Source organism: Arthrobacter sp. StoSoilB5 (assembly GCF_019977235.1).
Classification (GTDB): domain Bacteria; phylum Actinomycetota; class Actinomycetes; order Actinomycetales; family Micrococcaceae; genus Arthrobacter.
The window spans coordinates 3345941-3369362 of sequence record NZ_AP024646.1; the positions used below are offsets into that span (position 1 = coordinate 3345941).

General features: G+C 61.9%; 17 protein-coding genes and 1 riboswitch. Of the genes, 5 read left to right on the plus strand and 12 right to left on the minus strand.

Annotation, left to right across the window (positions count from 1 at the left end; translation table 11 throughout):
* Positions 1–16: 16 nt before the first annotated feature.
* Together LDN75_RS15085 and LDN75_RS15090 are read right to left on the minus strand one after the other, a co-directional pair.
* Positions 17–1573 carry a bifunctional hydroxymethylpyrimidine kinase/phosphomethylpyrimidine kinase gene (locus LDN75_RS15085; RefSeq protein ID WP_223933124.1) on the minus strand — a complete coding sequence of 519 codons (1557 nt, stop codon included), beginning with the start codon at positions 1571–1573 and terminating at the stop codon, positions 17–19.
* Positions 1565–1663: riboswitch (TPP riboswitch) on the minus strand. (Overlaps the previous gene by 9 nt.)
* A gap of 143 nt (positions 1664–1806) precedes the next feature.
* The gene (locus tag LDN75_RS15090; protein ID WP_223933126.1) at positions 1807–5025 is read right to left on the minus strand and encodes an Rne/Rng family ribonuclease; all 3219 of its coding nucleotides are present in this window, start codon (positions 5023–5025) and stop codon (positions 1807–1809) included.
* Between the two features lie 480 nt (positions 5026–5505).
* On the opposite strand from LDN75_RS15090, the gene LDN75_RS15095 reads away from it, so the two are divergent.
* Both LDN75_RS15095 and LDN75_RS15100 read left to right on the plus strand, forming a co-directional pair.
* Positions 5506–6177: a vitamin K epoxide reductase family protein gene (locus LDN75_RS15095; RefSeq protein WP_223933128.1), complete on the plus strand. Its 672-nt coding sequence runs from the start codon at positions 5506–5508 to the stop codon at positions 6175–6177.
* Positions 6178–6324: 147 nt separating this feature from the next.
* Complete coding sequence (locus tag LDN75_RS15100; protein WP_223933130.1) at positions 6325–7545, plus strand: DDE-type integrase/transposase/recombinase; 1221 nt, start codon at positions 6325–6327, stop codon at positions 7543–7545.
* A 103-nt stretch (positions 7546–7648) separates the two neighbouring features.
* Here LDN75_RS15100 and ndk read toward each other — a convergent pair whose 3' ends face one another.
* From ndk to ileS, 4 genes are read right to left on the minus strand one after another with little or no spacing between them, the layout of a single operon-like run.
* Entirely contained in the window at positions 7649–8068 is a 420-nt protein-coding gene (gene ndk, locus LDN75_RS15105; RefSeq protein WP_223933132.1) for a nucleoside-diphosphate kinase, read from the minus strand.
* A 41-nt stretch (positions 8069–8109) separates the two neighbouring features.
* The gene (locus LDN75_RS15110) at positions 8110–8562 is read right to left on the minus strand and encodes a DUF4233 domain-containing protein (RefSeq protein WP_223933134.1); all 453 of its coding nucleotides are present in this window, start codon (positions 8560–8562) and stop codon (positions 8110–8112) included.
* 2 nt (positions 8563–8564) lie between these two features.
* Positions 8565–9926 carry a folylpolyglutamate synthase/dihydrofolate synthase family protein gene (locus tag LDN75_RS15115; protein WP_223933136.1) on the minus strand — a complete coding sequence of 454 codons (1362 nt, stop codon included), beginning with the start codon at positions 9924–9926 and terminating at the stop codon, positions 8565–8567.
* Between the two features lie 3 nt (positions 9927–9929).
* Entirely contained in the window at positions 9930–13229 is a 3300-nt protein-coding gene (gene ileS / locus LDN75_RS15120; RefSeq protein WP_223933138.1) for an isoleucine--tRNA ligase, read from the minus strand.
* Positions 13230–13584: 355 nt separating this feature from the next.
* Between ileS and LDN75_RS15125 the strand changes: the two genes are divergently transcribed.
* Positions 13585–14628 carry an endonuclease/exonuclease/phosphatase family protein gene (locus LDN75_RS15125; RefSeq protein ID WP_223933140.1) on the plus strand — a complete coding sequence of 348 codons (1044 nt, stop codon included), beginning with the start codon at positions 13585–13587 and terminating at the stop codon, positions 14626–14628.
* 11 nt (positions 14629–14639) lie between these two features.
* On the opposite strand, the gene LDN75_RS15130 is transcribed toward LDN75_RS15125, so the two are convergent.
* Both LDN75_RS15130 and LDN75_RS15135 read right to left on the minus strand, forming a co-directional pair.
* A complete protein-coding gene (locus tag LDN75_RS15130; protein ID WP_223933142.1) occupies positions 14640–15401 on the minus strand; it encodes an SDR family oxidoreductase in 762 nt (253 codons plus the stop codon).
* 9 nt (positions 15402–15410) lie between these two features.
* Positions 15411–15794, minus strand: a complete 384-nt coding sequence (locus LDN75_RS15135) for a DUF488 family protein (protein ID WP_223933144.1) — start codon at positions 15792–15794, stop codon at positions 15411–15413.
* 50 nt (positions 15795–15844) lie between these two features.
* Here LDN75_RS15135 and valS point away from each other — a divergent pair, with 50 nt between their 5' ends.
* Positions 15845–18466 carry a valine--tRNA ligase gene (gene valS, locus LDN75_RS15140; RefSeq protein WP_223933146.1) on the plus strand — a complete coding sequence of 874 codons (2622 nt, stop codon included), beginning with the start codon at positions 15845–15847 and terminating at the stop codon, positions 18464–18466.
* Positions 18467–18833: 367 nt separating this feature from the next.
* Entirely contained in the window at positions 18834–19709 is an 876-nt protein-coding gene (locus LDN75_RS15145; RefSeq protein ID WP_223933148.1) for a DNA-formamidopyrimidine glycosylase family protein, read from the plus strand.
* A 55-nt stretch (positions 19710–19764) separates the two neighbouring features.
* Here LDN75_RS15145 and LDN75_RS15150 read toward each other — a convergent pair whose 3' ends face one another.
* From LDN75_RS15150 to LDN75_RS15165, 4 genes are all read right to left on the minus strand, one after another.
* The gene (locus tag LDN75_RS15150) at positions 19765–20409 is read right to left on the minus strand and encodes a DsbA family protein (protein ID WP_223937595.1); all 645 of its coding nucleotides are present in this window, start codon (positions 20407–20409) and stop codon (positions 19765–19767) included.
* A 96-nt stretch (positions 20410–20505) separates the two neighbouring features.
* The gene (gene clpX, locus LDN75_RS15155; protein WP_223933150.1) at positions 20506–21795 is read right to left on the minus strand and encodes an ATP-dependent Clp protease ATP-binding subunit ClpX; all 1290 of its coding nucleotides are present in this window, start codon (positions 21793–21795) and stop codon (positions 20506–20508) included.
* Positions 21796–21977: 182 nt separating this feature from the next.
* Complete coding sequence (locus tag LDN75_RS15160; RefSeq protein ID WP_018777832.1) at positions 21978–22637, minus strand: ATP-dependent Clp protease proteolytic subunit; 660 nt, start codon at positions 22635–22637, stop codon at positions 21978–21980.
* A gap of 38 nt (positions 22638–22675) precedes the next feature.
* Positions 22676–23299 carry an ATP-dependent Clp protease proteolytic subunit gene (locus tag LDN75_RS15165; RefSeq protein ID WP_275959818.1) on the minus strand — a complete coding sequence of 208 codons (624 nt, stop codon included), beginning with the start codon at positions 23297–23299 and terminating at the stop codon, positions 22676–22678.
* Between the last annotated feature and the right edge of the window lie 123 nt (positions 23300–23422).

Consider the following 23422-nt stretch of genomic DNA (forward strand, 5'->3'; position numbering starts at 1 on the left):
ACCACGGAAATCCGACTCAGGCGTAGAGCCGGGGTGCATCAAAGAAGGCCGTCTCGTAGCGGCAAGAGTGTGCGAAGGCCTCAACCATGGCCTCGCGTTCTTGCGCAGAGGCTCTGAGGGCAGCTGCGTCCGTAAGGTCGATCGCTTTCCGGGTTGCGGCAGCAAACTCCTCGTCGGCGTACGTCTTCAACCAGTCGGCGTACGGGTGGTCGCCGGGTGCGCCTGCATCCACGTACGCTGCGTGAAGTTGCCGGCCTACCTCCGCGTACAGCCAGTAGCAGGGCAGGATTGCCGCCAGCAACACGGCGTAACTGCCCGAAGCGGAGGTGGCCAGGAGGTGGTCCACGTACGACTTGGTCACGGGTCCGGTCTGCGTCGTAGCGGGGCGCGTGCTCAGCCAGTTCCGATGAAGCTCGGACTCGACCTCAAGGCAGGTCTGCGATGCCTTGGCCCAGAAAAGCTGCTCTTCCTCCGTGGGGGCCAGTGCACCGGCGCGGGCCAAAACGCGGGAATAGCCGTTGAGGTAGATGGCATCCTGGGCGAGGTAGTAGTTGAACTCGGGCTCCGGGAGCCCCCCGGACTGCAGGCCCTGGATGAAGGCCAAGCCGTAAATTCCGTCCAATTCCGGTGTGGCTTCCGCCCACAGCCGCGCGGCAAATTCGCCGGACTGGCCAGCGGGATCCAGCGTTGGCTCCAAATGGTGGAAGTGATGGATGGGCCCACTGCCCCTGCCCACCTCGAGCCCGTCGGCCGCAGAGAGGGCCTGCAGCAGCCACGGCTTAACCTCCCGGAGGGACGCTTCCCAGTCACCTCTGCGGGCCTGCACCGTGGCCAATGCCGAGGAGAGTGAACAGCCCGTTCCGTGGCTGTTCCTGGTATCCACGCGGGGACCAGCCACTTCGATGACGTCCTGACGCAGCAAGCCGCTCGTATTGACCAGGGCATCAGGACATTCCGTTCCCGCCAAATGGCCGCCCTTCACCAACACGGTGGTTCCACAGTCGGCAGCCAGACGCTTGCCTTGGTCAAGCGCAGTGGCCCAGTCCAGGGCTTCAGGCTCGCCCAACAACATGGCCAGTTCGGGAAGGTTGGGGGTGACGAGATCCGCCAAGGGCAGGAGGCTGCGCAGCGCGCTTTCGGCGGTCTCGCGCAGAAGACGGTCGCCACTGGTGGCCACCATCACCGGGTCAAGGACCACGACGGCGGGACGCACGTCCTCGAGCCAGCTGCGGACTTCGTGGATGACAGACGCGTCACCCAACATCCCGATCTTGACGGCATCGATCTCAATGTCGCTGCTGATGGCGTCCAGTTGCTGGCGCAGGAATTCCACGGGCGGAACATGGACTGCACTGACACCAAGGGTGTTCTGCGCAGTCAGCGCCGTGATGGCAGCCATTCCATAACCACCGTGTGCAGCAATGCTCTTCAGGTCTGCCTGGATTCCGGCGCCTCCGGACGGATCCGAGCCGGCAATGCTAAGCACGCGCGGATGTTGCCGGTCAGGCACGGGGCCGCCAACGCTACCAGCGGGGTAAAGGGGGTAGACAGGAGAACTCGGCAATGAAGTCATGATGGACATCCCTTCGCCGGTGCTAACCGGACAGGTTCAACGGGTCTGGATCTCAGCCCGGCCCAGCGCCCGGCACCCCGTGTCAGTTTCCTAGCGTAGCCGGGAAGTCCAGCCGTCCGGGAACCGGGCAGCTTCGGTGAATGGATGTGACCGCCAGCGACAAAGAGTCCCGCAGTATCCGACGAAATCGGATGCTGCGGGACTCTTTCACTACGTGGTCAGCGCTGACGTGCTTACAACTCGGAAGCTGGAACTCCCACGCCGAGGATGATGGGCTCGTCAGCTGCCTTCTTTTTGGCAGGCTCTTCCGCTGCCGGCGCCTTGGCCTCATGGGCCGTTCCACCTGCGGCCGCGGCAGTTACCTCGTGGTGTTCCACGCTGGTTTCGTTTGCGGCTCCCTGTGCCCTGCTCGCGCTGCGGTTCCTTCGGCCTCGACCGCCACGCGAACGCGTAGAACGATCGGGCTGATCGCCTGTGGCCGCAGCGCTGGCCGCAGAGGCAGTCGCAGGGGAAGCTTCGGAAGCCGTGGCAGGCTCGGACCCCGTATCCGTGACCACTTCCTCCGCAGCCGGTGCAGCACCGAGGTGCGAGAATGCTTCCGCAAGCAGGTCCAGGCTCATGGCCGGCTTGCCCGCAGATGGTTCCTCGTGGTGTTCCACAAATGGAAGCGCCACTTCTTCGCCGCCGAAGCGCAAAACAGGCGTGGACCGCGCTTCCCGAACCGTTGCTTCATGGCTGGCGGCATCTCCTGCGGCCTGGCCCCCGGCATCGCCGGTTGCAGCATCAGGCACGGATTCGGCAGTGTGGCCGTGCTGGCCCGCAGCGCGGGCTTGTTCCTCCGCGCGGTGAACTTCGTCGTCGTGCAAGTGGGCGGCATGCGCCGCTGCGGCGATGGTGGCAAGTGCTGCCCTGGTCGCCTCGGCCTTCGCCTGGCGAACGGGGTCAACGGACTCCTTGGCAGTCGCCGTAATTACTGGGGTGGCAGCGGTGCTGTGAGCGGAGACTGGTTCCTCGGCAATTGCCGGTCCCCCACCTTTCCCACGGCGACGCTTGCGTTCAGTCCGGGCAGCAGGCTGCTGGGGTTCTGTGTGTGGACGGTGGTGCTCGGCGGCAACTACGTTGGCGCGTCGGTGCTCCACGGGCTCATCATGCGTGACGACACCGCGTCCGGCGCAGTGCTCGCACTGCTCACCGAACACTTCAAGCAGGCCTGTGCCCATGCGCTTGCGCGTCATCTGCACCAGGCCAAGCGACGTGACTTCAGCCACTTGGTGCTTGGTGCGGTCACGGCCCAGGCATTCAACCAATCGGCGAAGCACCAGGTCACGGTTCGATTCGAGGACCATGTCGATGAAGTCGATGACGATGATGCCGCCGATGTCGCGCAGCCGCAGCTGGCGAACTACTTCCTCGGCTGCTTCAAGGTTGTTCTTGGTGACGGTTTCTTCCAGGTTTCCACCGCTGCCGGTGAACTTACCCGTGTTGACGTCCACCACGGTCATCGCCTCGGTGCGGTCGATGACAAGGGAACCGCCGGACGGCAGGAAGACCTTGCGCTCCAGGGCCTTGTGGATCTGTTCGTCGATCCGCCAGGCAGCAAAAATGTCCTGGTCCTTGGTCCACTTCTCAAGGCGGCCCACCAAATCGGGAGCAACATACGTGACGTAAGCCTCAATGGTGTCCCACGCGTCGTCGCCGGAGACGATCAGCTTGGAGAAGTCCTCGTTGAAGACATCCCGGACCACCTTGATGGTGAGGTCAGGTTCTCCATAAAGCAGTTCGGGGGCCAGCACCTTGGTGGAGGACGCCTGGCCTTCAATGCCTTCCCACTGGGCGCGCAAACGGTTGATGTCGTGCGTCAGTTCTTCCTCGGAGGCACCTTCAGCGGCCGTGCGCACAATCACGCCGGCGTTCTCAGGCAAGCGGTCCTTGAGGATGCGCTTGAGGCGGTTGCGTTCGACGTCGGGCAGTTTGCGCGAGATGCCGGTCATGGAACCGCCCGGAACATACACAAGGTAGCGGCCGGGGAGCGAAATCTGGCTCGTAAGGCGGGCGCCCTTGTGGCCAACGGGGTCCTTGGTGACCTGCACCAGAACGGAATCGCCGGACTTGAGGGCGTTCTCGATCCGGCGCGGCTGTCCCTCAAGGTTGACGGCGTCCCAGTTCACTTCGCCGGCGTAGAGCACAGCGTTGCGCCCGCGGCCGATATCCACGAAGGCAGCTTCCATGGACGGCAGCACGTTCTGAACCTTGCCCAAGTAGACGTTGCCGATCAGTGAATCCTGCTGGGTCTTGGAAACGAAGTGCTCAGCAAGCACACCGTCTTCCAAAACAGCGATCTGGATTCTGTCGTCGCGCTGGCGAACGATCATTTGGCGGTCAACGGACTCGCGGCGTGCCAGGAACTCAGCCTCTGTAATGACCTGCCGCCGGCGTCCAGTCTCCCGGGACTCGCGGCGACGCTGCTTCTTGGCCTCAAGCCTGGTGGAACCCTTGACGCTGGTAACACGATTTGACGGGGCGGTCTCAGTGATCGGGCGGGGCGCGCGGACGCGGGTCACCGTGTTGGGCGGGTCATCGTCAGAACCGCCGGTCAGTTCGAGATCCTGGTCGCCACGGCGGCGACGACGACGCCGCCGCGACGTAACACCTTCTTCGAGGGCCTCCGTCGCGGGAGCTTCGTCGTCCTCGGACTCGCCGCCGTCTTCGGCTTCATTTTCTTCGCGTTCGGTTCCGCGACGGCCACGGCGCCCACGGCTCCGACGACGGCGGCGGCTACCGGCGTCTTCAAGCTCGCCTTCCGGTGCGGCCTCGGCCGTTTCTTCGGCTTCTTCGTCCTTGTCCTCGACGGCGGGGCGTGCCACGGTGCTGAGATCAGGGGCCTGGAAGATCATGGACGTAATGGAGACTGGCTCCAGGAACAACGATGTTGAACCTGGAGCGGACTCCTCAGCAGCTTCGGCCTCTTCCTCAACAGGAGCGTCGCCCTCCACAGGGACGTCGCCCTGGGTAGCCAGCGCAGGCTGGGACGCAGCATCCGGCGTCGTGTTTTCTTCAGCGGGAGCCGCTTCGGAGGCAGGCGCCTCTGCGGGGCCCGTTGCCTCAACGACCTTGGGCTTGGTGGTCCGACGACGACGGACCGGCTTTTCGGGGGCAGGTTCGGCTTCCGGTTCCGGCTGGGATGCAGCCCCGGCCTGGTCATCAAAACCGGGGAGGGGTTCTGCAGCCTCCGTTGTCTTGCGCGCGCGGCTACGACGCGCCGGCGCCTTGACAGGCGTTTCTGTCGGTTCCGTCGCGGCTGCTGCTTCAGTACCGGCAACTGCCTCAGTGCTGGCGGCTTCAGCCTCTTTGGGCGCAGCCTTGCGCCGTGTCCGCGTGGTTTTCTTGGGCGCTTCCGCAGTTTCCGCGGGAGCTGCCTCGTCATTAACGGCTACAACCTGGTCATTATCCATATGTGGCAACACTCCTGCCCCAGCGACACCGCCACATCCGGCGCCCAGTGGGGCAAATATTTGTCAAAACCCTCAGGCGTTGACAGAAGTCGGTAGTATTCCTTCCGGTTCGCACCATCATTGGGGTGCGGCAGCCCTGGAAGGCCGGTGGCTTTGCTCTGAAACCCGTTGTTCTGCTGCCACAACCAGGTGCCGTCCATTGTCATGGCGGGCATACCGAGGATCACGTGATCCGGGCAGGCCCTGCTCATACTGGCGGTCTTGGGAACAAGTCACCGGACCGGATTCCGAATGTGGATCGGCTTCCAGCCATGTTCATTCTCTCACACCCCCGCACATTCGAAGGGTAGGGGGCTGTGTCGCACAGTGGGGAAAGTGGTGGTGCAAGCTGGGGGCCGCGTCCAGCCGCCGGCGTTACAATCCTGACAAGAACCGTTACCGGCCTTGCCGGGTCACTTGTCGAAAAGGATTGCGTCCGCGATGCCAAGCACCGCCAGGGGAAACCTGGCCAACCAAGCCTCCACCCCTGTGGAGGACACGTCCACCAAGGCAGGGCTGCTGCCCAAAGCAGTCCGCGACAAGCCGTTCGCCTGGCTCCTGCTGATCACCGGCGTCGTCGGCTGGCTGGCTTCCGGGACATTGGTACTTGAGAAGCTGGAAGTGCTCAAGAACCCCAACCACATCACGCTCTGCGATGTGAATCCTTGGGTTTCCTGTGGCGCGGTGATGCAGACTCCGCAGAGTTCGGTCTTCGGTTTCCCCAACATGTTCATCGGCATCGTCGCCTTTGCGGTGATCATCACCACTGCCATGGGCCTCCTGGCGGGGGCGAAGTATTCACGCGGGTACTGGCTGGGCCTGCAGGCCGGCGTAACCCTGGGGTTCGCCTTTGTTGTGTGGCTGTGGTCGCAGGCACTGTACGTGATCAACGTGCTCTGCCCGTTCTGCATGGTGGTGTGGGCCGTGATGATCCCCATGTTCGTATGGGTGACCATCCGCAATATCTCCCACGGCGTCATCAAAGCCCCATCGGCACTGGCCAAGATTTTGGGTGACTCCGGTTGGATCATCGTGGCGCTGCTTTACGTGGCCGTCATTGCCACGATCTTCTTCGCCTTCATCCACGTCTTCGCCGGGACGTCGGGTTACTAAACCCTCCACGAGATAACAGTTAAGGCCAATGTTCGTGATGAACATTGGCTGTGGAGTCTCATGACTTAATGGACACTTCTGTCTCAGGACATCGTGGACAGTGTGTCTCGGGACATCGTGGGCACTTGTGCGGGTTTTGCTCGTTCCATGAGCGAACTCAAACCCGATATGAAGGTCCGGTATCTTGTCGCCTCGTGGCCTGAGGAGAGTCCTCGAGGTGCCGTGGCAGCCTTCTGCCGCGAGCACAACGTCTCACGGTCTTGGTTCTATAAGGTCAGGGCCGCTGCGGTGTCGGGTGGGCCGGCACAAGCGATGGCTATGCGTTCGACCAAGCCACGTACCAGCCCTAACGCTACTCCCGCAGGGGTCACCGCGTTGGCTTTGCATGTGAGGGAAGCGTTGGAGGCCCAAGGCCATGACCATGGGCCTTTGAGCGTTCAGGCAAGGATGCGCCGGGACGGTGTGGAACCGCCGTCCCGGGCAACGCTTGCCCGGCTCTTTACCAAGGCCGGCATGGTGGTTCCGGAGCCGCGGAAGAAGCCTCGAAGCGCTTACCGCCGGTTCGTATATCCCGCACCGAACTGTTGCTGGCAGATCGACGCCACGGAATGGCAGCTGGAAAACGGGCGGAAGGTTGTGATTTTCCAGCTCATTGATGATCATTCACGCTTGGCCTTGGCGTCACTGGTTGCGGCCGGAGAAACGAGCGAAGCGGCCCTGCGGGTGGTCAAACATGCCATCAGTAAACACGGGGTTCCCCGGAAGTTTCTCTCCGACAACGGCATGGCCCTGAACCCCACACGCAGGGGACGAAGCGGGGCATTGGTGGACTACCTGAGATCTCTCGGAGTCGAACCGATCACGGGCAAGCCCTACAAGCCCACCACCCAGGGCAAGAACGAACGATTCCACCGCACACTGCACCGGTTTCTGCACAAGCAAAAACCGGCTTCAACGATCAAGGATCTTCAAGCCCAGGTCGACACCTTCGACCACTACTACAACACCGAGCGTGAACATCAGGCACTGCCGGCCCGAATGACTCCCCAACAGGCTTGGGAAGCCACCGAGAAAGTGCCCGCCCCCTCGGTCCCCGTGATCTCTGAGATCAAAACCCAGATCCGGCGAACCGTACGAAGAACCGTCAGCCGCCTGGGCGTCGTCACGGTCGTGGGCACGCACTTCCAAGTAGGCAGAGACCGCGCCGGAGAAACAATCCACATCCTCTACGACGCACAACGCATCATGTTCTTCGACGGGCACGGAACCGAAATCATTTCCCATCCGCGCCCGCCAAGAGGAACCAAATACATAGGCAACAACAAACCCCGCGGCTTCATGGCGAACCAAGTGTCCACGACGTCATGAGACATACAGTGTCCACGAAGTCCTGAGACTCGAAGTGTCCTCAATGTCCTGAGACATGACAGTGATGAACATTGGCCTTAACTGTCAATTCGGCGAGGCGTAACTAGTCCGCGAACCAGATCTTGATCTCACGCTCGGCCGAGTCAACGGAGTCCGAGCCGTGAACGAGGTTCTGCTGGACTGCCAGGCCCCAGTCACGGCCGAAGTCGCCCCGGATGGTGCCCGGCGCAGCGGTGGTGGGGTCCGTGGTTCCCGCCAGGGAGCGGAAGCCTTCGATGACGCGGTGGCCCTCAAAGACAGCTGCAATGACCGGGCCGCTGAGCATGAACTCGACCAGAGGCTCGTAGAACGGCTTGCCCACGTGTTCCTCGTAGTGCTGCTCCAGCAGCTCGCGGGTCGCGTTGACCTTCTTCAGCTCAGCCAAGGCGTAACCCTTGGCTTCGATCCGGGCGAGGATGCTTCCGCTGAGGTTGCGGGCCACGCCGTCGGGCTTGATCAGGACAAGGGTCCGTTCAATGCTCACAGTTGCTCCAATGTGATTGGTGGGTGGGTTTCCCAGCCAGTTTACGGGGTTTCCGGACCTGCCTCGTCACGGTGCGTTGCGTCCCATTCGGCCTGCTCCCGGTCGCGTTGTGCCACTTCGCGGTCGATCCTCATCCCCGTCCGGATTCCATACCACCAGCAGATGGCAAAGAGGACGCCGACGATGAACATCATGGGCTCTGCGATCCCTGTCAGGATCAGCAGGAGCTGCAGCCCCCAGCCAAGGCCGATTCCCCAGGGCTTGGACAACACCGCACATGCCAGGACGAGTACAACGCTCAGTGCGATCCCCACACCCAGGATGATTCCAGGAGCCACTTCCCCGCGTTTTAGGCCGAAGACCACCAGCGTGCCGAAGAAGGCCACAAATGCTTCGAGCAACAGCACCGTGGAAGCGAACATTACCTTGGTGGATCGGCGCTTCTTGGGCATGCCCGGCCGCCATTCACGCTGGGCCTTGGTCAGCTTTGCCACTGTCAGGCACCTTCCTTTCCAAGCAGGATGCGTGCCTCAGCCACCAGGGTGATGGAGCCGGTGACCAGGACGCCGCCAGCGAGGTCATCGTTGGACTCGGACCGTTCAACGGCCCACTCCAGTGCGTCATCGAGTTTCTCGGCGATGTGGACGTTGTCCTCGCCAAAGCCAAGATCGACGGCGAGTTCGGCCAGTTCCGCTGCAGGGACAGCCCTCAGTGAGTTGGACTGCGTGAAGCAGAACTCATCGGCAAGATCGCCAAGTTGTTCCTTGAGGGTCTTCAGGATCTCCTCAGCGTCCTTCTCCCGCAGGACTCCGACGACGACCACCAGTTTGCTGAAGCTGAAGGCCTCGTGGATCGCCTCGGCAGAGACACGGATCCCTTCCGGGTTGTGGGCAGCATCCACCACGATCGTAGGGGCGGTCCGCACCACTTCCAGGCGGCCAGGTGACGTCACATTGCCGAAGGCTTCCTTCAGGACATCGATGTCCAGTTCTTTTTCTCCTCCACCGAAGAAGGCTTCCAATGCAGCCACAGCCACGGCGGCGTTCTCTGCCTGGTGGGCACCATGCAAGGGAAGAAGGAGGTCTTCGTAGCGACCTGCCAGGCCTTGGATCGTCAGGACCTGTCCTCCCACGGCAACGCTGCGCGACTCAACGCCGAATTCAACACCCTCAAAGCGGAACGGTACGTCCACTTCGCGGGCTTTCTCCAACAGGACCTGGGCAGCGTCCACCGGCTGGGCGGCACTTACCAGGAAGCCGCCTGGTTTGATGATGCCGGCTTTCTCGTAGGCGATGTCCTCGGTGGTATCCCCCAGCAGGTCCGTGTGGTCCAAGGAGATGGGCGTGATGACGGAAACCTGGCCGTCGCCGACGTTGGTGGCATCGGTAATGCCCCCCAACCCAACTTCGATGACGGCTACATCCACTGGCTGGTCAGCGAAAATCGCGAAACCAAGGATGGTGACGCATTCGAAGTACGTCAACCGCGGTTGGTTGTCGGCAAGGAGCTCGTTGTCAACGATTTCCAGGTATGGACGGATTTCATCCCAGATCCGAACAAACGTCGCATCCGATACCGGCTCACCATCAATGCTGATGCGCTCGGTGACCTTTGAAAGGTGCGGGCTGGTGTAACGGCCTGTACTCAGACCGTGCGCACGGAGTCCGGCCTCAATCATGCGGGCTGTGGACGTCTTGCCGTTGGTGCCCGTGATGTGGATGATCGGAAAAGCCTTGTTGGGCTCCCCCAGCACGTCCATGGCCCGGAAGAGCGGTGCCAACCGGGGTTCCATCTTGTTTTCAGGTGCACGCCCAAGAAGTTCTGCGTAGACGCTTTCCACTGAGAATTCGTCAGTCATGATTCAGACCCCTGCCTTTGCTACGGTGACCTGCGGCTCCTCGGCGCTGGACAGGAGGACCTCCAGTTCAAGAGACAGCGTTTCAGTCTTGACCAGCTCAGCATTGGCTTCGAGCGCGTCAACGACGTCCTGCTGCGCTTCAACGGAAGTGCGGATGCGGTCGCTGACATTCAGCCCCGCATCCTTGCGTGCCTGCTGGATGGCACGGACCATGTCGCGTGCCAGACCCTCGGCCGCAAGTTCGGGCGTGACTTCGGTGTTCAGGACAACGAAGCCGCCGCCGGGCAAAACAGCGGCTGCGGAAGACCCGCCGTCGGCCGTTTCTGCTACGACGGTCTCCAGCGTGTATTCCTGCGGCTCAAGCTCAAGTCCTCCAGCCACCACGACGCCGGAATCGTTAACCGACCAGTCGCCGGACTTGGAACCCTTGATGGCCTGCTGCACGTTCTTACCAAGGCGCGGACCAGCAGCACGGGCGTTGACAACCAGTTTCTGCTCGATGCCGAATTCCTCAGGCGAAGCCGAAGCAGCATCCAGCAAGCGCACCGAACGCAGGTTCAGTTCATTCGCGACGACGGCGGCGAAGCCTCCCAGCGCGTCTGCCCCGGGTGCCACGACAGTCAGTTCCTGGAGCGGAAGGCGGACGCGCAGGTTCGCGGCCTTGCGCAGGCTGGAGCCGGTGGAGCAGATCTGCTGTACACGGTCCATGGCCTCCACGAGATCCGGGTTTGCCGGGAACAGCGAAGCGTCAGGCCAATCGGCCAGGTGCACGGAACGGCCACCCGTCAGACCGCGCCAGATCTCTTCCGTCACGAGCGGCAGCAAGGACGCGGACACGCGGCACACAGCTTCCAAGGCGGTGTACAGGGCGTCGAAGGCATCCACGTTCTCGTCGAAGAAGCGCTGGCGACTGCGGCGGACGTACCAGTTGGTGAGCATGTCCAAGTAGCTGCGCAGTTCGTCGCAGGCACCGGAGATGTCGTACGTATCCAGGCTTTCCGTCACATTGCGGACGAGGTCTCCGGTGTTGGCCATGAGGTACTGGTCCAGCGTGTCTGCGTAACCGTCGTAACGGAGCTTCGCATCGTAGCCCGAGCCGCCGTTGGCGGCGTTGGTGTACAGCGTGAAGAAGCTGTACACGTTCCAGAGCGGCAGGATGACCTGGCGTACGCCGTCGCGGATGCCCTGCTCGGTAACCACCAGGTTGCCGCCCCTGAGGATCGGGCTGGACATGAGGAACCACCGCATTGCGTCCGAGCCGTCGCGGTCCAGGACTTCGGAAACGTCCGGGTAGTTCCGCAGGCTCTTGGACATCTTCTGTCCATCGGAGCCCAGGACGATGCCATGGCTGATCACGTTGCGGAAAGCCGGCCGGTCAAACAGCGCCGTGGACAGGATGTGCAGCATGTAGAACCAGCCACGGGTCTGGCCGATGTACTCAACAATGAAGTCCGCGGGGTTGTGGGTGTCGAACCACTCCTCATTTTGGAACGGGTAGTGCACCTGTCCGTACGGCATGGAGCCGGAGTCGAACCAGACGTCCAGGACGTCCTCCACGCGGCGCATAGTGGACTGCCCCTCTGCCGGCGAACGGGGGTCGTCCGGGTTGGGCCGGGTCAATTCGTCGATGAACGGACGGTGCAGGTCCACCTGTCCCTCGTTGTTGACCGGCAACCGGCCGAAGTCGGCTTCAAGGTCAGCCAGCGAACCGTAGACGTCGGTGCGCGGATACTCAGGGTCATCCGACTGCCACACCGGGATGGGCGAACCCCAGTACCGGTTACGGCTGATGGACCAGTCACGTGCGTTGTCCAGCCACTTGCCGAATTGGCCATCCTTGACATTGCCGGGGATCCAGTTGATCTCCTGGTTCAGCTCGGACATGCGGTCCTTGAACTTGGTGACCTCCACGTACCAGGAGGACACAGCGCGGTAGATCAGCGGGTTCCGGCACCGCCAGCAGTGCGGGTAGCTGTGCTCATAGCTGGCTTGGCGGACCAAGCGCCCGTCGGCGCGGAGCACCTGGGTGATCGGCTTGTTGGCGTCGAAGACCTGTAGTCCTACGATCGAGGCGAGCTCGCCATGGGCGAACAGCGGCAGGAACTTGGCGCCCTCGTCAACGGAGAGAACCACCGGGATACCGGCATCCTCACAGACCTTCTGGTCATCCTCACCGTAGGCCGGAGCCTGGTGCACGATGCCCGTACCGTCGGTGGTTGTGACATAGTCCGCCACAAGGAAGCGCCACGCGTTCTGCGTGCCGTACTTCTCGGCATCGGCAAAGTCGTTCCACAGCGGCTCGTAGTCGAGTCCGGCGAGCTCCGTGCCTGTGTGAGTGGACGTCACGGCCGCAGTTGCGGCAGCGGCGTCGTCGTACCCCAAATCCTTCGCGTAGGTCCCCACAAGTTCGGCAGCCAGCAGGAAGCTGCCACTGACGGGCGCTTCTGCCGAAGCGGCCTTAACGCCGTTCGGACCGGCAGGCAGGACGGCATAAGGGATCTCAGGCCCGACGGCGAGCGCCAGGTTGGTGGGCAGCGTCCAGGGCGTCGTGGTCCAGGCGAGCGCCTGAACGCCTTCGAGGGCCTTGGAGAGTTCGGACTCCCCCGCCTTGATGGGGAACGTCACCGTGACAGTCTGGTCCTGGCGGTTCTTGTAGACGTCGTCGTCCATGCGGAGTTCATGGTTGGACAGTGGCGTCTCGTCCTTCCAGCAGTACGGAAGGACGCGGTACCCGTTGTACGTCAGGCCTTTCTCGTGCAGTTGCTTGAAGGCCCACAGCACCGACTCCATGTACTCGACGTTGAGCGTCTTGTAGTCGTTGTCGAAGTCCACCCAGCGGGCCTGGCGCGTGACGTAGGCCTTCCATTCATTGGCGTACTTCATCACCGAGGCGCGGCAGGCGTCGTTGAATTTGTCGATGCCCATGGCTTCGATCTGGGTCTTGTCCGTCATGCCCAGTTGCTTCATGGCTTCGAGCTCTGCCGGAAGGCCGTGGGTATCCCAGCCGAAGCGGCGCTCCACGCGCTTGCCGCGCTGGGTCTGGTAGCGCCCTACGAGGTCCTTGGCGTAGCCCGTGAGGAGGTGCCCGTAGTGAGGGAGGCCGTTGGCGAAGGGAGGGCCGTCGTAGAAGACGAACTCGTTGCTGCCGTCTTTGCCTGCTTCGCGCTGGTCGATGCTTGCCTGGAAGGTGCCGTCTTCATCCCAGTACTTGAGGATGCGCTCTTCGATTTCCGGGAACTTCACGGAAGCGGACACGCCTTGCGTGCCGGAAGGAGACGCTGAGGCCTTGGGGTAGTGGGTCATCTCATATCCTGTGATAGCTGGTTGACTGTCAGGATGCGAGGACGGCTACGGGATTGAATTGCATCAACACCGGTACCGCGGTACCACCTCACTTACCGAAACCTTGGCGTCCCTGGGTGTGGGACAACTGCCGGCGCCGGCCTCTCATTACTGCTGTGACGGGCTTACCCGTCCGGTTCTACTGGGTACTGTCCGCTGGTGAAGGCGTGCAGCGCTGTTCTTCCGGAAGCTCACCGGTGATTGCCGGGTCAAAGCTGGTCCCTCAAGTCTAGCGGCACCAGAGCCCACCTCTCCACTTGGAGGTTCATCCCTTGGGCGGAGGAGTACGGGCAGCTCGCTGAATAGACTCAAGGTCATGACGTATCCCGTTCCAGCCGCGCCCGCTGTCCGCCTGCGCAGGCGTTTTGGCTCGCCTGCATGGTCTGTGGTGGCACTACTGGTGGCTGTGCCCGTGGCGGGGTTGTCGTTGTTCCGCGCGATCCCCGCGGACTGGCCCCTGCAGGTGGTTCAGTTGTTGTCCTTCACGCCGTGGCTCGTCTTGCCCGCGGCACTCGCTGCGGTGCTCGCCCTGTTCGGGCGGCGGCCATGGGTGATTACTACGACGGCGGTCCTCTTGGCGGCGCAGCTGTTCTGGCTGTTTCCGCTCGACTGGCTGTTTCCGGGGGACTCCGCCCGCCCGATGATGACACCTGCGGACTCTGTCGCTTTGAAGGCCATGAGCTTCAACTCCGAGTACGGGCAGGCTGATGCCGAAACGATCGTCCGATTGGTCCGGGAGAACGGCGTCGAGTTATTGGCCGTCCAGGAACACACGCAAGGCTTGGAGGACCGGCTACAGGCCGCAGGCCTGGCAGACATCCTCCCGAACCGCCTGAGCGACCCCACCGATGACGCGTCGGGAAGTGCCATCTATTCCCTCTATCCACTGGAGGCGGCAGGGAGGTTGCCCAATACGCCGTTCCAGATCCCTGTCACACGCGTCGCCATCGGCAAGCCGGGTGACAGCGCTGTCCTTACGGTCACCAACGTTCATACGCTGCCTCCAGTGGACGCACGGATCGCCCAGTGGCGAAGTGACCTCGCTGCCGTTGCCCGCCAGGCTGCCCGTCCTGGCCATCAGCTCTTGCTCGGCGACTTCAACGCAACCTACGACCACCACGAGTTCCGGGAACTGCTGGATGCGGGAGGGGACGGAACCAAACTGGTTGATGTTGGCGTGTCTTCCGGGGGACGGTTTTCGCCGACATGGCCGATGGAAGGGCCTGTGCTCCCCGGCATCGTCATTGACCACATGGTGACCAGCCAGGATGTTGCGAACACCGGCTACGCCGTACACCGCGTTCCCGGCAGCGACCACGCAGCCATCCTGGCGACGCTGACGGTTCCGGCAGCGGGCTAGCGCACCGCCAATCAGGCCTGCTTCCGGATCAGCTTGTGGTTCGCTGCCTGGGCCACGGGGCGGATGGTGATGTGGTCCAGGTTGATGTGATGCGGCAGGGAAACGGCGTACTTCACGACGTCGGCAACGTCATCCGCGGTGAGCGGCTTCTCAACTCCCGCGTAGACCTTGGCAGCTGCGTCCTTGTCGCCCAGGCGGTTCAGGGCGAATTCTTCGGTCTGGACGAGTCCCGGAGCAACCTCGATGACTCGGATGTTGTTTCCCACTTCTTCCAGCCGGAGGGCACCCGTCATGGCGTGCTGTGCGAACTTGGCAGCGTTGTAGCCTCCCCCACCCTCGTAGGCGGCAAGCCCCGCAGTGGAGGTCAGGTTAAGGACGGTGCCCTCGCCGTTGGCACGCAGCATGGGGAGGAAAGCGCGCGTTATCTTCATTGTTCCCAGCACATTGACCCGGTACATCCAGTCCCAGTCCTCGGCGTCGGCCTCGGCGATGGTGTCCGCGCCGCGGGCTCCACCAGCAATGTTGATGAGGGTGTCGGCTCCCCCTGCTTTGGTGACGGCTTGCAACAAAGCCGCAATGTCGTCATCACTGGTGATGTCTGCGGGGAACGGAATAGCACCAGTCTCCGCGCCCAGCGCACCGAGCCGGTCTTCCCTGCGAGCTACAGCGAAGACCTTCCATCCGGTGGCGGCCAATGCCCTGACCGTCGCCTCGCCGATGCCGGTGCTGGCACCCGTTACCACTGCCGTCTTGTTCTGTGCTGCCAAAGTCATGACTCCACACTATCGGGGGTCTTGGGCACCCGCTTGGCCGAGCAGGAATTCGCGTAACACCACGGCATGATTTACCTCTGGATCCCTTGCGGCATAGAGCAAGGTGACCCGTGGATTCGACCTCGCCAACTCCAGCAAAGTCTGAACTGCAGGATTGTTGTCCAGTTCAGCCTCGTACTGCCTCCGGAAATCGGTGAACCGCTCCTGCATGTGTGCGAACTCGGTCCTTAAAGGCGACGATGGCGCGACTTCCTTGAGCCACAGATCCAGGTGGGCCTTTTCCTTGGACACCCCGCGCGGCCATAGCCGGTCCACCAACACCCGGGCACCGTCGTCGTCCGCGGGGTCGTCGTAGATGCGTTTGAGGACGAAAACGTCCCTGAGGCCAGCCATGACGGCATGCTACGGCAAGGCGGCGCGCCGGACCATGGAACAATTGACCCATGGCTGAATCAACGCAGGGTACAGACACGCCCGCCACCGCCCCCATCAACGTTCCCGACAAGCCGGCCCTTGAAGGCCTTGAGGCTGCCCTGACGCAGCGCTGGCTGGACGAAGGAACTTACAAGTTCAACCCGGACACCACCCGGGAGCAGGTCTACTCGATCGACACTCCCCCGCCGACGGCATCGGGTTCCCTCCACGTGGGCCACATGTTCTCCTTCACGCAGACGGACGTCCAGGCCCGCTACATGCGCATGACGGGCAAGAACGTCTTCTACCCCATGGGTTGGGACGACAACGGCCTGCCCACAGAGCGCCGCGTCCAGAACTACTACGGTGTCCGCTGCGATCCTGCCATCCCGTACAACGCTGACTACCGCCCGCCTGCACAGCCGGCCAAGAACCAGCGCGACTTCGACGTCGTTTCGCGCCAGAACTTCATCGAACTCTGCGAGGAACTCGCTGTTGAGGACGAGAAGGTCTTCGAGAACCTGTTCCAGACCCTCGGCCTGTCCGTGGACTGGGACCTGACGTACCGCACGATCGACGACACCTCCCGCGCGGTTTCCCAGCGCGCCTTCCTCGCCAACCTTGCTGCGGGCGACGCCTACATGGCCGAGGCCCCCACGTTGTGGGACGTCACGTTCCGTACCGCTGTAGCCCAGGCCGAGCTTGAGGACCGCGAAGTTGCGGGCGCCTACTACCGCTACCCGTTCTTCACCGAGGACGGCGAGAAGATCTTCATCGAGACAACCCGTCCGGAGCTGCTCGCCGCCTGCGCTGCGCTGGTGGCCAACCCCGACGACGAGCGCTACCAGCCGCTGTTCGGCAAGACCGTGAAGTCGCCGCTCTTCGAAGTTGAGCTTGAAGTAAAGGCCCACCCGCTCGCCAAGGCGGACAAGGGTTCCGGCATCGCGATGGTCTGTACTTTCGGCGACCTGACCGACGTCACCTGGTGGCGCGAGCTGCAGCTGCCCACACGCGCCATCATGGGCCGCGATGGCCGCATCATCGCCGAGACCCCGGAATGGATCACTACCGACGCCGGCAAGGAAGCCTACGCCGCGATCGCCGGCAAGACGGCCTTCTCCGCCAAGGAAGCAGTTGTAGAGCTCCTCGCTGCGGCAGGCCTGCTTGACGGCGAACCGAAGAAGATCACTCACCCCGTCAACTTCTTCGAAAAGGGCGACAAGCCCCTCGAGGTGGTTACCTCACGCCAGTGGTACATCCGCAACGGCGGCCGCGACGAACAACGCCGCGAACGCCTCATTGGCCGTGGCCAGGAAATCAACTTCCACCCGTCCTTTATGCGCTCCCGCTATGAGAACTGGATCGCTGGCCTGAACGGTGACTGGCTTGTGTCGCGCCAGCGCTTCTTCGGCGTGCCGATTCCCGTGTGGTATCCGCTGGACGCGCAGGGCAACCCCGACTACGACCACCCCATCCTGCCCTCGGATGACATGCTCCCGGTAGATCCCGCCGCGGATGCAGCCCCTGGCTTCGAGGAATCGCAGCGTGATCAGGCCAACGGCTTCACAGGTGACGCAGACGTCCTGGACACTTGGGCCACGTCCTCCCTTACCCCGCAGATCGTGGGTGGCTGGAGCCGTGACGAGGAACTGTTCTCCAAGGTGTACCCCTTCGACCTCCGCCCCCAGGGTCACGACATCATCCGCACGTGGTTGTTCTCCTCCGCTGTCCGCGCCGACGCCCTCCAGAAGAGTGCGCCGTGGAAGCACGCAGCCATCTCAGGGTGGATCCTTGACCCCGACCGCAAGAAGATGTCCAAGTCCAAGGGCAACGTGGTTGTTCCCACCGATGTCCTGAACGAGTACGGCTCGGACGCTGTGCGGTACTGGGCGGCTTCGGCCAAGCTCGGCGCCGATACCGCGTACGAAATCGCACAGATGAAGATCGGCCGTCGACTGGCCATCAAGCTCCTGAACGCATCCAAGTTCGTGTTGAACCTTGGCGCCACCGAGAACTCGGTTGTCTCCTCGGACCTTTCGGTACTCACGAACCCGCTGGACCGTGCGCTGCTCGCGCAACTGTCCGACGTCGTGTCCCAGTCCACCAAGGCATTCGAAAACTACGACTACGCCCGTGCCCTGCAGATCACTGAGTCGTTCTTCTGGCAGTTCACTGACGACTACGTCGAGCTCATCAAGGACCGCGCCTACGGTGCGGCCGGGGACTCGGAGCAAGCATCTGTGCTGGCTGCGCTGGCCACCACACTGGACTCATTGCTGCGGCTTTTCGCACCGTTCCTGCCCTTCGCCACCGAAGAGGTATGGAGCTGGTGGCGCACAGGCTCGGTGCACCGCGCCCAATGGCCGGCCGCCCTGGAAATCGCCGACGGCGACACCACTATGCTGGGCACTGTTGGCGTGGCCCTCAGTGGCATCCGCAAGGCCAAGTCAGAAGCCAAAGTGAAGCAGCGGACCGCCGTACTCTCGGCATCCATCACAGCCAACGAAATGCTTGTGGCACAGCTCAAGGCCGGACTCGGGGACCTCAAGGCCGCCGCGAACGCCCAGGAGATTGCGCTTCAGTCCGGCGAAGGTGAGCTCACAGTGAGCGACGTTGTCCTGGCACCTGCCGAGGAAACGCCCGCGTCCTAGCAGCTTTCGGGCAAAGGGGAAGCCCCATCAGCGTTTTGCCGTTGGTGGGGCTTCGACTTTTCGGCTGTCTGGTGACGGCTTGACAGTCTGGCGGAATCCTCGGAATTTCAGGTCTTACTACCTCGTCACTGGTAGCTTGCTTCCAACTTTGCCAAAGGCTGCGTCGGTTGCATATCACTGAATCTTTGGTTTCCGTGTCCCGCTTCTTTCGAAGTGGGTAAGAACCATTGTGGTCCCGCCAGGGACCATGCACAAGACCTCCGGCAGAACTACAATCCTGTAGTTCTGCCGGACCTTTTCCCAGCGCCTTTTTCGGTGTTGCTGGAGCTTTCCTGCAGGCGGGCCAAAGCTATGGCAGAGTATGGTCATGCCGGAACTCCCCGAAGTGCACGGCCTGTGCACGTACCTGGACACCCAACTCCATGGAGCCGTGCTGACCAGTGTCCGCATAAACTCCATCGCGGCCCTGAAGACAGCTGATCCGCCCTACAGTTCACTGGAAGGCCGCACCATCCAGGGCACGCAGCGATTCGGCAAATTCATCTGCCTCAATGCCGACGGCCTGTTTTTCGTCTTCCACCTGGCGAAGGCCGGCTGGGTCCGCTACACGGAGCATCCCTCGTCCGCCGGGCTGCGCATGGGCAAGAGCAACATCGCTGCCAGGCTACTGCTGCACCGGGCCGCCGACGATGCCCATATCGGCCTGGACCTGACAGAAGCCGGCACGAAGAAAAGCCTGGCCATTTACGTGGTGAGGGATCCCATGGACGTTCCCGGAATCGCAACACTGGGCCCTGAACCGCTCAGCCCCGACTTCGACGAGGACGCCTTCGGGGCAATCCTTAACTCAAGCTCACAGCAAATCAAGGGACTGCTCCGGAGCCAAAGTGTCATCGCAGGGATCGGCAACGCCTACAGCGATGAGATTCTGCACGCTGCCAGGATTTCTCCCTTCGCCATCGCAAAGACGCTCGACGACGAAACGGTGCGCCGGCTCTACAATTCCATGCAGGAAGTCCTGGTGGGTGCCGTGAACGCGGCAGCTGGAAAGCCTTCCAGTGAGCTGAAGGACACCAAGCGAAGCAACTTCAGGGTGCATGCCAGGACCGGGCTGCCATGCCCTGTCTGTGGCGACACTGTTCGTGAGGTGTCCTTCGCAGACACCTCACTGCAGTACTGTGCCACCTGCCAAACCAACGGAAAGATCCTCGCGGACCGGCGCACGTCACGGTTCCTGAAGTAGCGCGGTGGCGGTCCTGGCTACTTGAACCCAGGGTTTCCCTGGTTGAATTCAGGGTTTAGTTGAATTCAGGGCTTTCCGTGCGGCTGCGCTTGAGTTCGAAGAAGTGCGGGTAACCGGCAAGGGTCACCGTGGCGTCCCAAAGCTGCCCTGCGTCTTCGCCCCTTGGAATCCGGGTAAGGACCGGACCGAAGAAGGCCGTGCCGTTCACGGCGACCACGGGCGTTCCGACATCCTGGCCCACCAATGAGATCCCGGCCTCGTGACTGGCGCGCAGCTTGGTATCGTAGTCCTCCGAATCAGCGAACCGTGCCAGCTCAGCAGGAAGCCCCACCTCTGCCAGGGCTTTCTGGATCACGGAACTACGGTCTTTGTTGCCCTCATGGTGAATCTGCTCCCCCATGGCGTCATACAACGGCTTGATGAAGCTGCTGCCATGCAGTTCCTGGGCCGCAATGATCACACGGACAGGACCCCAACTGTCGTCCATCATTGCCCTGTAATTTTCGGGAAGGTCACGGCCCTCATTGAGCACTGACAGGCTCATGACGTGCCACTCGGTCTCAATACCCCGGACTTGCTCCACCTCGCCAATCCAGCGCGAGGTGATCCAGGCGAAGGGACAAACGGGATCGAACCAGAAATCGGCTTTATTGACGGACTGCTCTGGCAGGCTCTGTTCGGGCACAATCTGTTCGGGCACAATCTGTTCGGGCACAGGGAACTCCTCGGAAGAGTAAAAGCGGGCATGGCGCGACGCGAAGTGAATGAAACCGCCGCTTACTACGCCAACGGGTGGCTAGGCCGACTTATTCCGGCGCTTCGCAACGACGTCGTGGCCAATCATGGTGGGCTGGGCCTTGTTGTCTACAACATCAGCGGTGATGACCACAGTTGCGATGTCATCCCTGCTCGGGAGATCAAACATGACAGGCAGCAACACTTCTTCCATGATGGCCCTCAGGCCACGGGCGCCAGTGCCGCGCTCAAGAGCCTGGTCAGCGATGGCATCCAAGGCGTCGTCGTCGAATTGCAGGTCCACACCGTCCAGTTGGAACATCTTCTGGTATTGCTTTACCAGGGCATTCTTGGGCGTGGAAAGGATCTGGATCAACGCAGGACGGTCGAGATTCGAGACGGTAGTGATAACTGGCAGGCGGCCAATGAACTCCGGAATAAGTCCGAACTTCAGCAGGTCCTCCGGCATGACTTCACCGTAGGTGTCCACGTTGTCCCGGACTTCGTTCAGCGGCGCTCCAAAGCCGATGCCCTTGCGCCCCGACCGCGAACCAATGATGTCCTCGAGACCGGCAAATGCGCCTGCCACGATGAAGAGCACATTGGTGGTGTCGATCTGGATGAATTCCTGGTGCGGATGCTTACGTCCACCCTGCGGCGGCACGGAGGCTACTGTGCCTTCGAGGATTTTCAGCAGGGCCTGCTGGACTCCTTCGCCCGAGACATCCCGGGTGATCGAGGGGTTCTCGCTCTTGCGGGAGATTTTGTCGATCTCGTCAATGTAGATGATGCCTTGTTCGGCTTTCTTGACGTCGTAATCAGCGGCCTGGATGAGCTTGAGCAGTATATTTTCGACATCCTCGCCAACGTAACCTGCCTCCGTGAGGGCCGTGGCATCGGCTACTGCGAACGGGACATTCAGCCTGCGGGCGAGCGTTTGCGCCAAATACGTCTTGCCACAGCCAGTTGGCCCGATCAGCAGGATGTTGGATTTGGCGATCTCCACATCCTCGTGATGCGGACCCTCACCAAGGCTCCCGGCCTTGGGAGCATGACCGGCCTGGATGCGCTTGTAATGGTTGTAGACAGCCACTGCCAGCGACCGCTTGGCGGGTTCCTGGCCGATGACGTATTCCTGCAGGAAATCGAAGATTTCCCGCGGCTTAGGCAGTTCGAAGCTGCCGAGGTCCGAGACTTCCGCAAGTTCTTCTTCGATGATCTCGTTGCAAAGCTCGATGCACTCATCGCAGATGTACACACCGGGCCCGGCAATCAGCTTCCGTACCTGCTTCTGGCTCTTTCCGCAGAAAGAACACTTCAGCAGGTCCGTGCTCTCGCCAATCCGAGCCATGTGGGAATCCCTTCGTTACATGCGGGTGATGCGGCTCCGTGCCGTACTCAAGTGTGCAGCCTGGCCGGGGTTGGCACCACCGTGACAACATCCACTCTAGGTCACAATGGGCTGCTTGGGTGGAAACAGAACGCCGGTGCGGTCCATATTTCGCGAACCGCACCGGCGTCGTTTTCCGTATGCTACCTGGCGATTGCCTGGGGCTTGATCTTGCGGGAGTCCAGAACCTGGTCGATCAAACCGTAGTTCATGGCCTCGGCCGCGGTAAGGATTTTGTCGCGCTCGATGTCATTGTTAACCTGCTCGGACGTGCGGCCCGAGTGGTGTGCCAGCGTGTCCTCAAGCCATGTACGCATGCGCATGACTTCAGCCGCCTGGATCTCGAGGTCGGATGCCTGGCCACCCTGGCCTCCGGACAACGCCGGCTGGTGGATGAGCACGCGCGCGTTCGGCAGTGCCAGCCGCTTGCCGGGAGTGCCCGCTGCGAGCAGGACCGCAGCCGCGCTGGCCGCCTGGCCCAGGCACACCGTCTGGATCTCAGGACGAATGTACTGCATGGTGTCGTAGATGGCCGTCATAGCCGTGAAGGAGCCACCCGGCGAGTTGATGTACAGGGTGATGTCCCGGTCCGGGTCCGTGGACTCAAGGACCAGGAGCTGGGCCATGATGTCATCGGCGGAGGCGTCGTCAACCTGGACGCCGAGGAAGATGATGCGGTCCTCGAACAGCTTGGTGTACGGATCCTGGCGCTTGAAGCCGTACGGTGTGCGCTCTTCAAACTGGGGCAGGACGTAGCGGCTGGACGGGAGGTTACCGGCAGACCATCCGAAGTTGTAGTTCATGTCATTACTCCTGGGTTTCAGTGGTTCTTTGGTGCCGGTTAGTTTTCGGAGCTGGGCTCGGAGTTCGACTGGTTAGCCGTTCCACCGCCACCAGCTACCGAGCCTGCGTGAGCCGAGATCTTGTCGAAGAAGCCGTATTCCAAAGCCTCAGTGGCCGTGAACCATTTGTCGCGGTCATTGTCCTTGAGAATGGTCTCCACGGTCTGGCCCGTTTGTTCTGCGGTGAGTTCCGCCATGACCTTCTTCATGTGCAGGATCAGCTCGGCCTGGATTTTGATGTCCGAGGCAGTGCCACCGATACCACCTGAAGGCTGGTGCATCAGGATACGGGCGTTGGGGGTGGCATAACGCTTGCCCTTTGTCCCGGAGGAGAGCAGGAACTGGCCCATGGAGGCGGCCAAGCCAGTGGCAACAGTGACAACATCGTTGGGGATGAACTGCATGGTGTCGTAGATGGCCATGCCGGCCGTCACGGAACCACCGGGTGAGTTGATGTACAGGTAGATGTCCTTCTCGGGGTCTTCAGCCGAGAGGAGGAGCAGCTGCGAGCAGATGGCATTGGCGTTCTCGTCACGGACTTCAGAGCCGAGCCAGATAATGCGCTCTTTCAGCAGGCGGTTGTAGATGTAGTTGTCCTGGGCTGCGGGATCGACAGTTGCCATCCGGGGAGCCTCTGATTGCTGTGACATAAGTACTTACCTCTCGCTGGTGCCAGTGACCTCACTGAACTTCACTACTTGGACACTAACCGTTTTCACGGACGATTTGTTCGCCGGAATCGCGCT

Coding starts and splice junctions, on each gene's coding strand:
- LDN75_RS15085 (WP_223933124.1), bottom strand. CDS start 1,573: ATGACTTCATTGCCGAGTTCTCCTGTCTACCCCCTTTACCCCGCTGGT.
- LDN75_RS15090 (WP_223933126.1), bottom strand. CDS start 5,025: ATGGATAATGACCAGGTTGTAGCCGTTAATGACGAGGCAGCTCCCGCG.
- LDN75_RS15095 (WP_223933128.1), top strand. CDS start 5,506: ATGCCAAGCACCGCCAGGGGAAACCTGGCCAACCAAGCCTCCACCCCT.
- LDN75_RS15100 (WP_223933130.1), top strand. CDS start 6,325: ATGAGCGAACTCAAACCCGATATGAAGGTCCGGTATCTTGTCGCCTCG.
- LDN75_RS15115 (WP_223933136.1), bottom strand. CDS start 9,926: ATGACTGACGAATTCTCAGTGGAAAGCGTCTACGCAGAACTTCTTGGG.
- ileS (WP_223933138.1), bottom strand. CDS start 13,229: ATGACCCACTACCCCAAGGCCTCAGCGTCTCCTTCCGGCACGCAAGGC.
- LDN75_RS15125 (WP_223933140.1), top strand. CDS start 13,585: ATGACGTATCCCGTTCCAGCCGCGCCCGCTGTCCGCCTGCGCAGGCGT.
- LDN75_RS15130 (WP_223933142.1), bottom strand. CDS start 15,401: ATGACTTTGGCAGCACAGAACAAGACGGCAGTGGTAACGGGTGCCAGC.
- LDN75_RS15135 (WP_223933144.1), bottom strand. CDS start 15,794: ATGGCTGGCCTCAGGGACGTTTTCGTCCTCAAACGCATCTACGACGAC.
- valS (WP_223933146.1), top strand. CDS start 15,845: ATGGCTGAATCAACGCAGGGTACAGACACGCCCGCCACCGCCCCCATC.
- LDN75_RS15145 (WP_223933148.1), top strand. CDS start 18,834: ATGCCGGAACTCCCCGAAGTGCACGGCCTGTGCACGTACCTGGACACC.
- clpX (WP_223933150.1), bottom strand. CDS start 21,795: ATGGCTCGGATTGGCGAGAGCACGGACCTGCTGAAGTGTTCTTTCTGC.
- LDN75_RS15160 (WP_018777832.1), bottom strand. CDS start 22,637: ATGAACTACAACTTCGGATGGTCTGCCGGTAACCTCCCGTCCAGCCGC.
- LDN75_RS15165 (WP_275959818.1), bottom strand. CDS start 23,299: ATGGCAACTGTCGATCCCGCAGCCCAGGACAACTACATCTACAACCGC.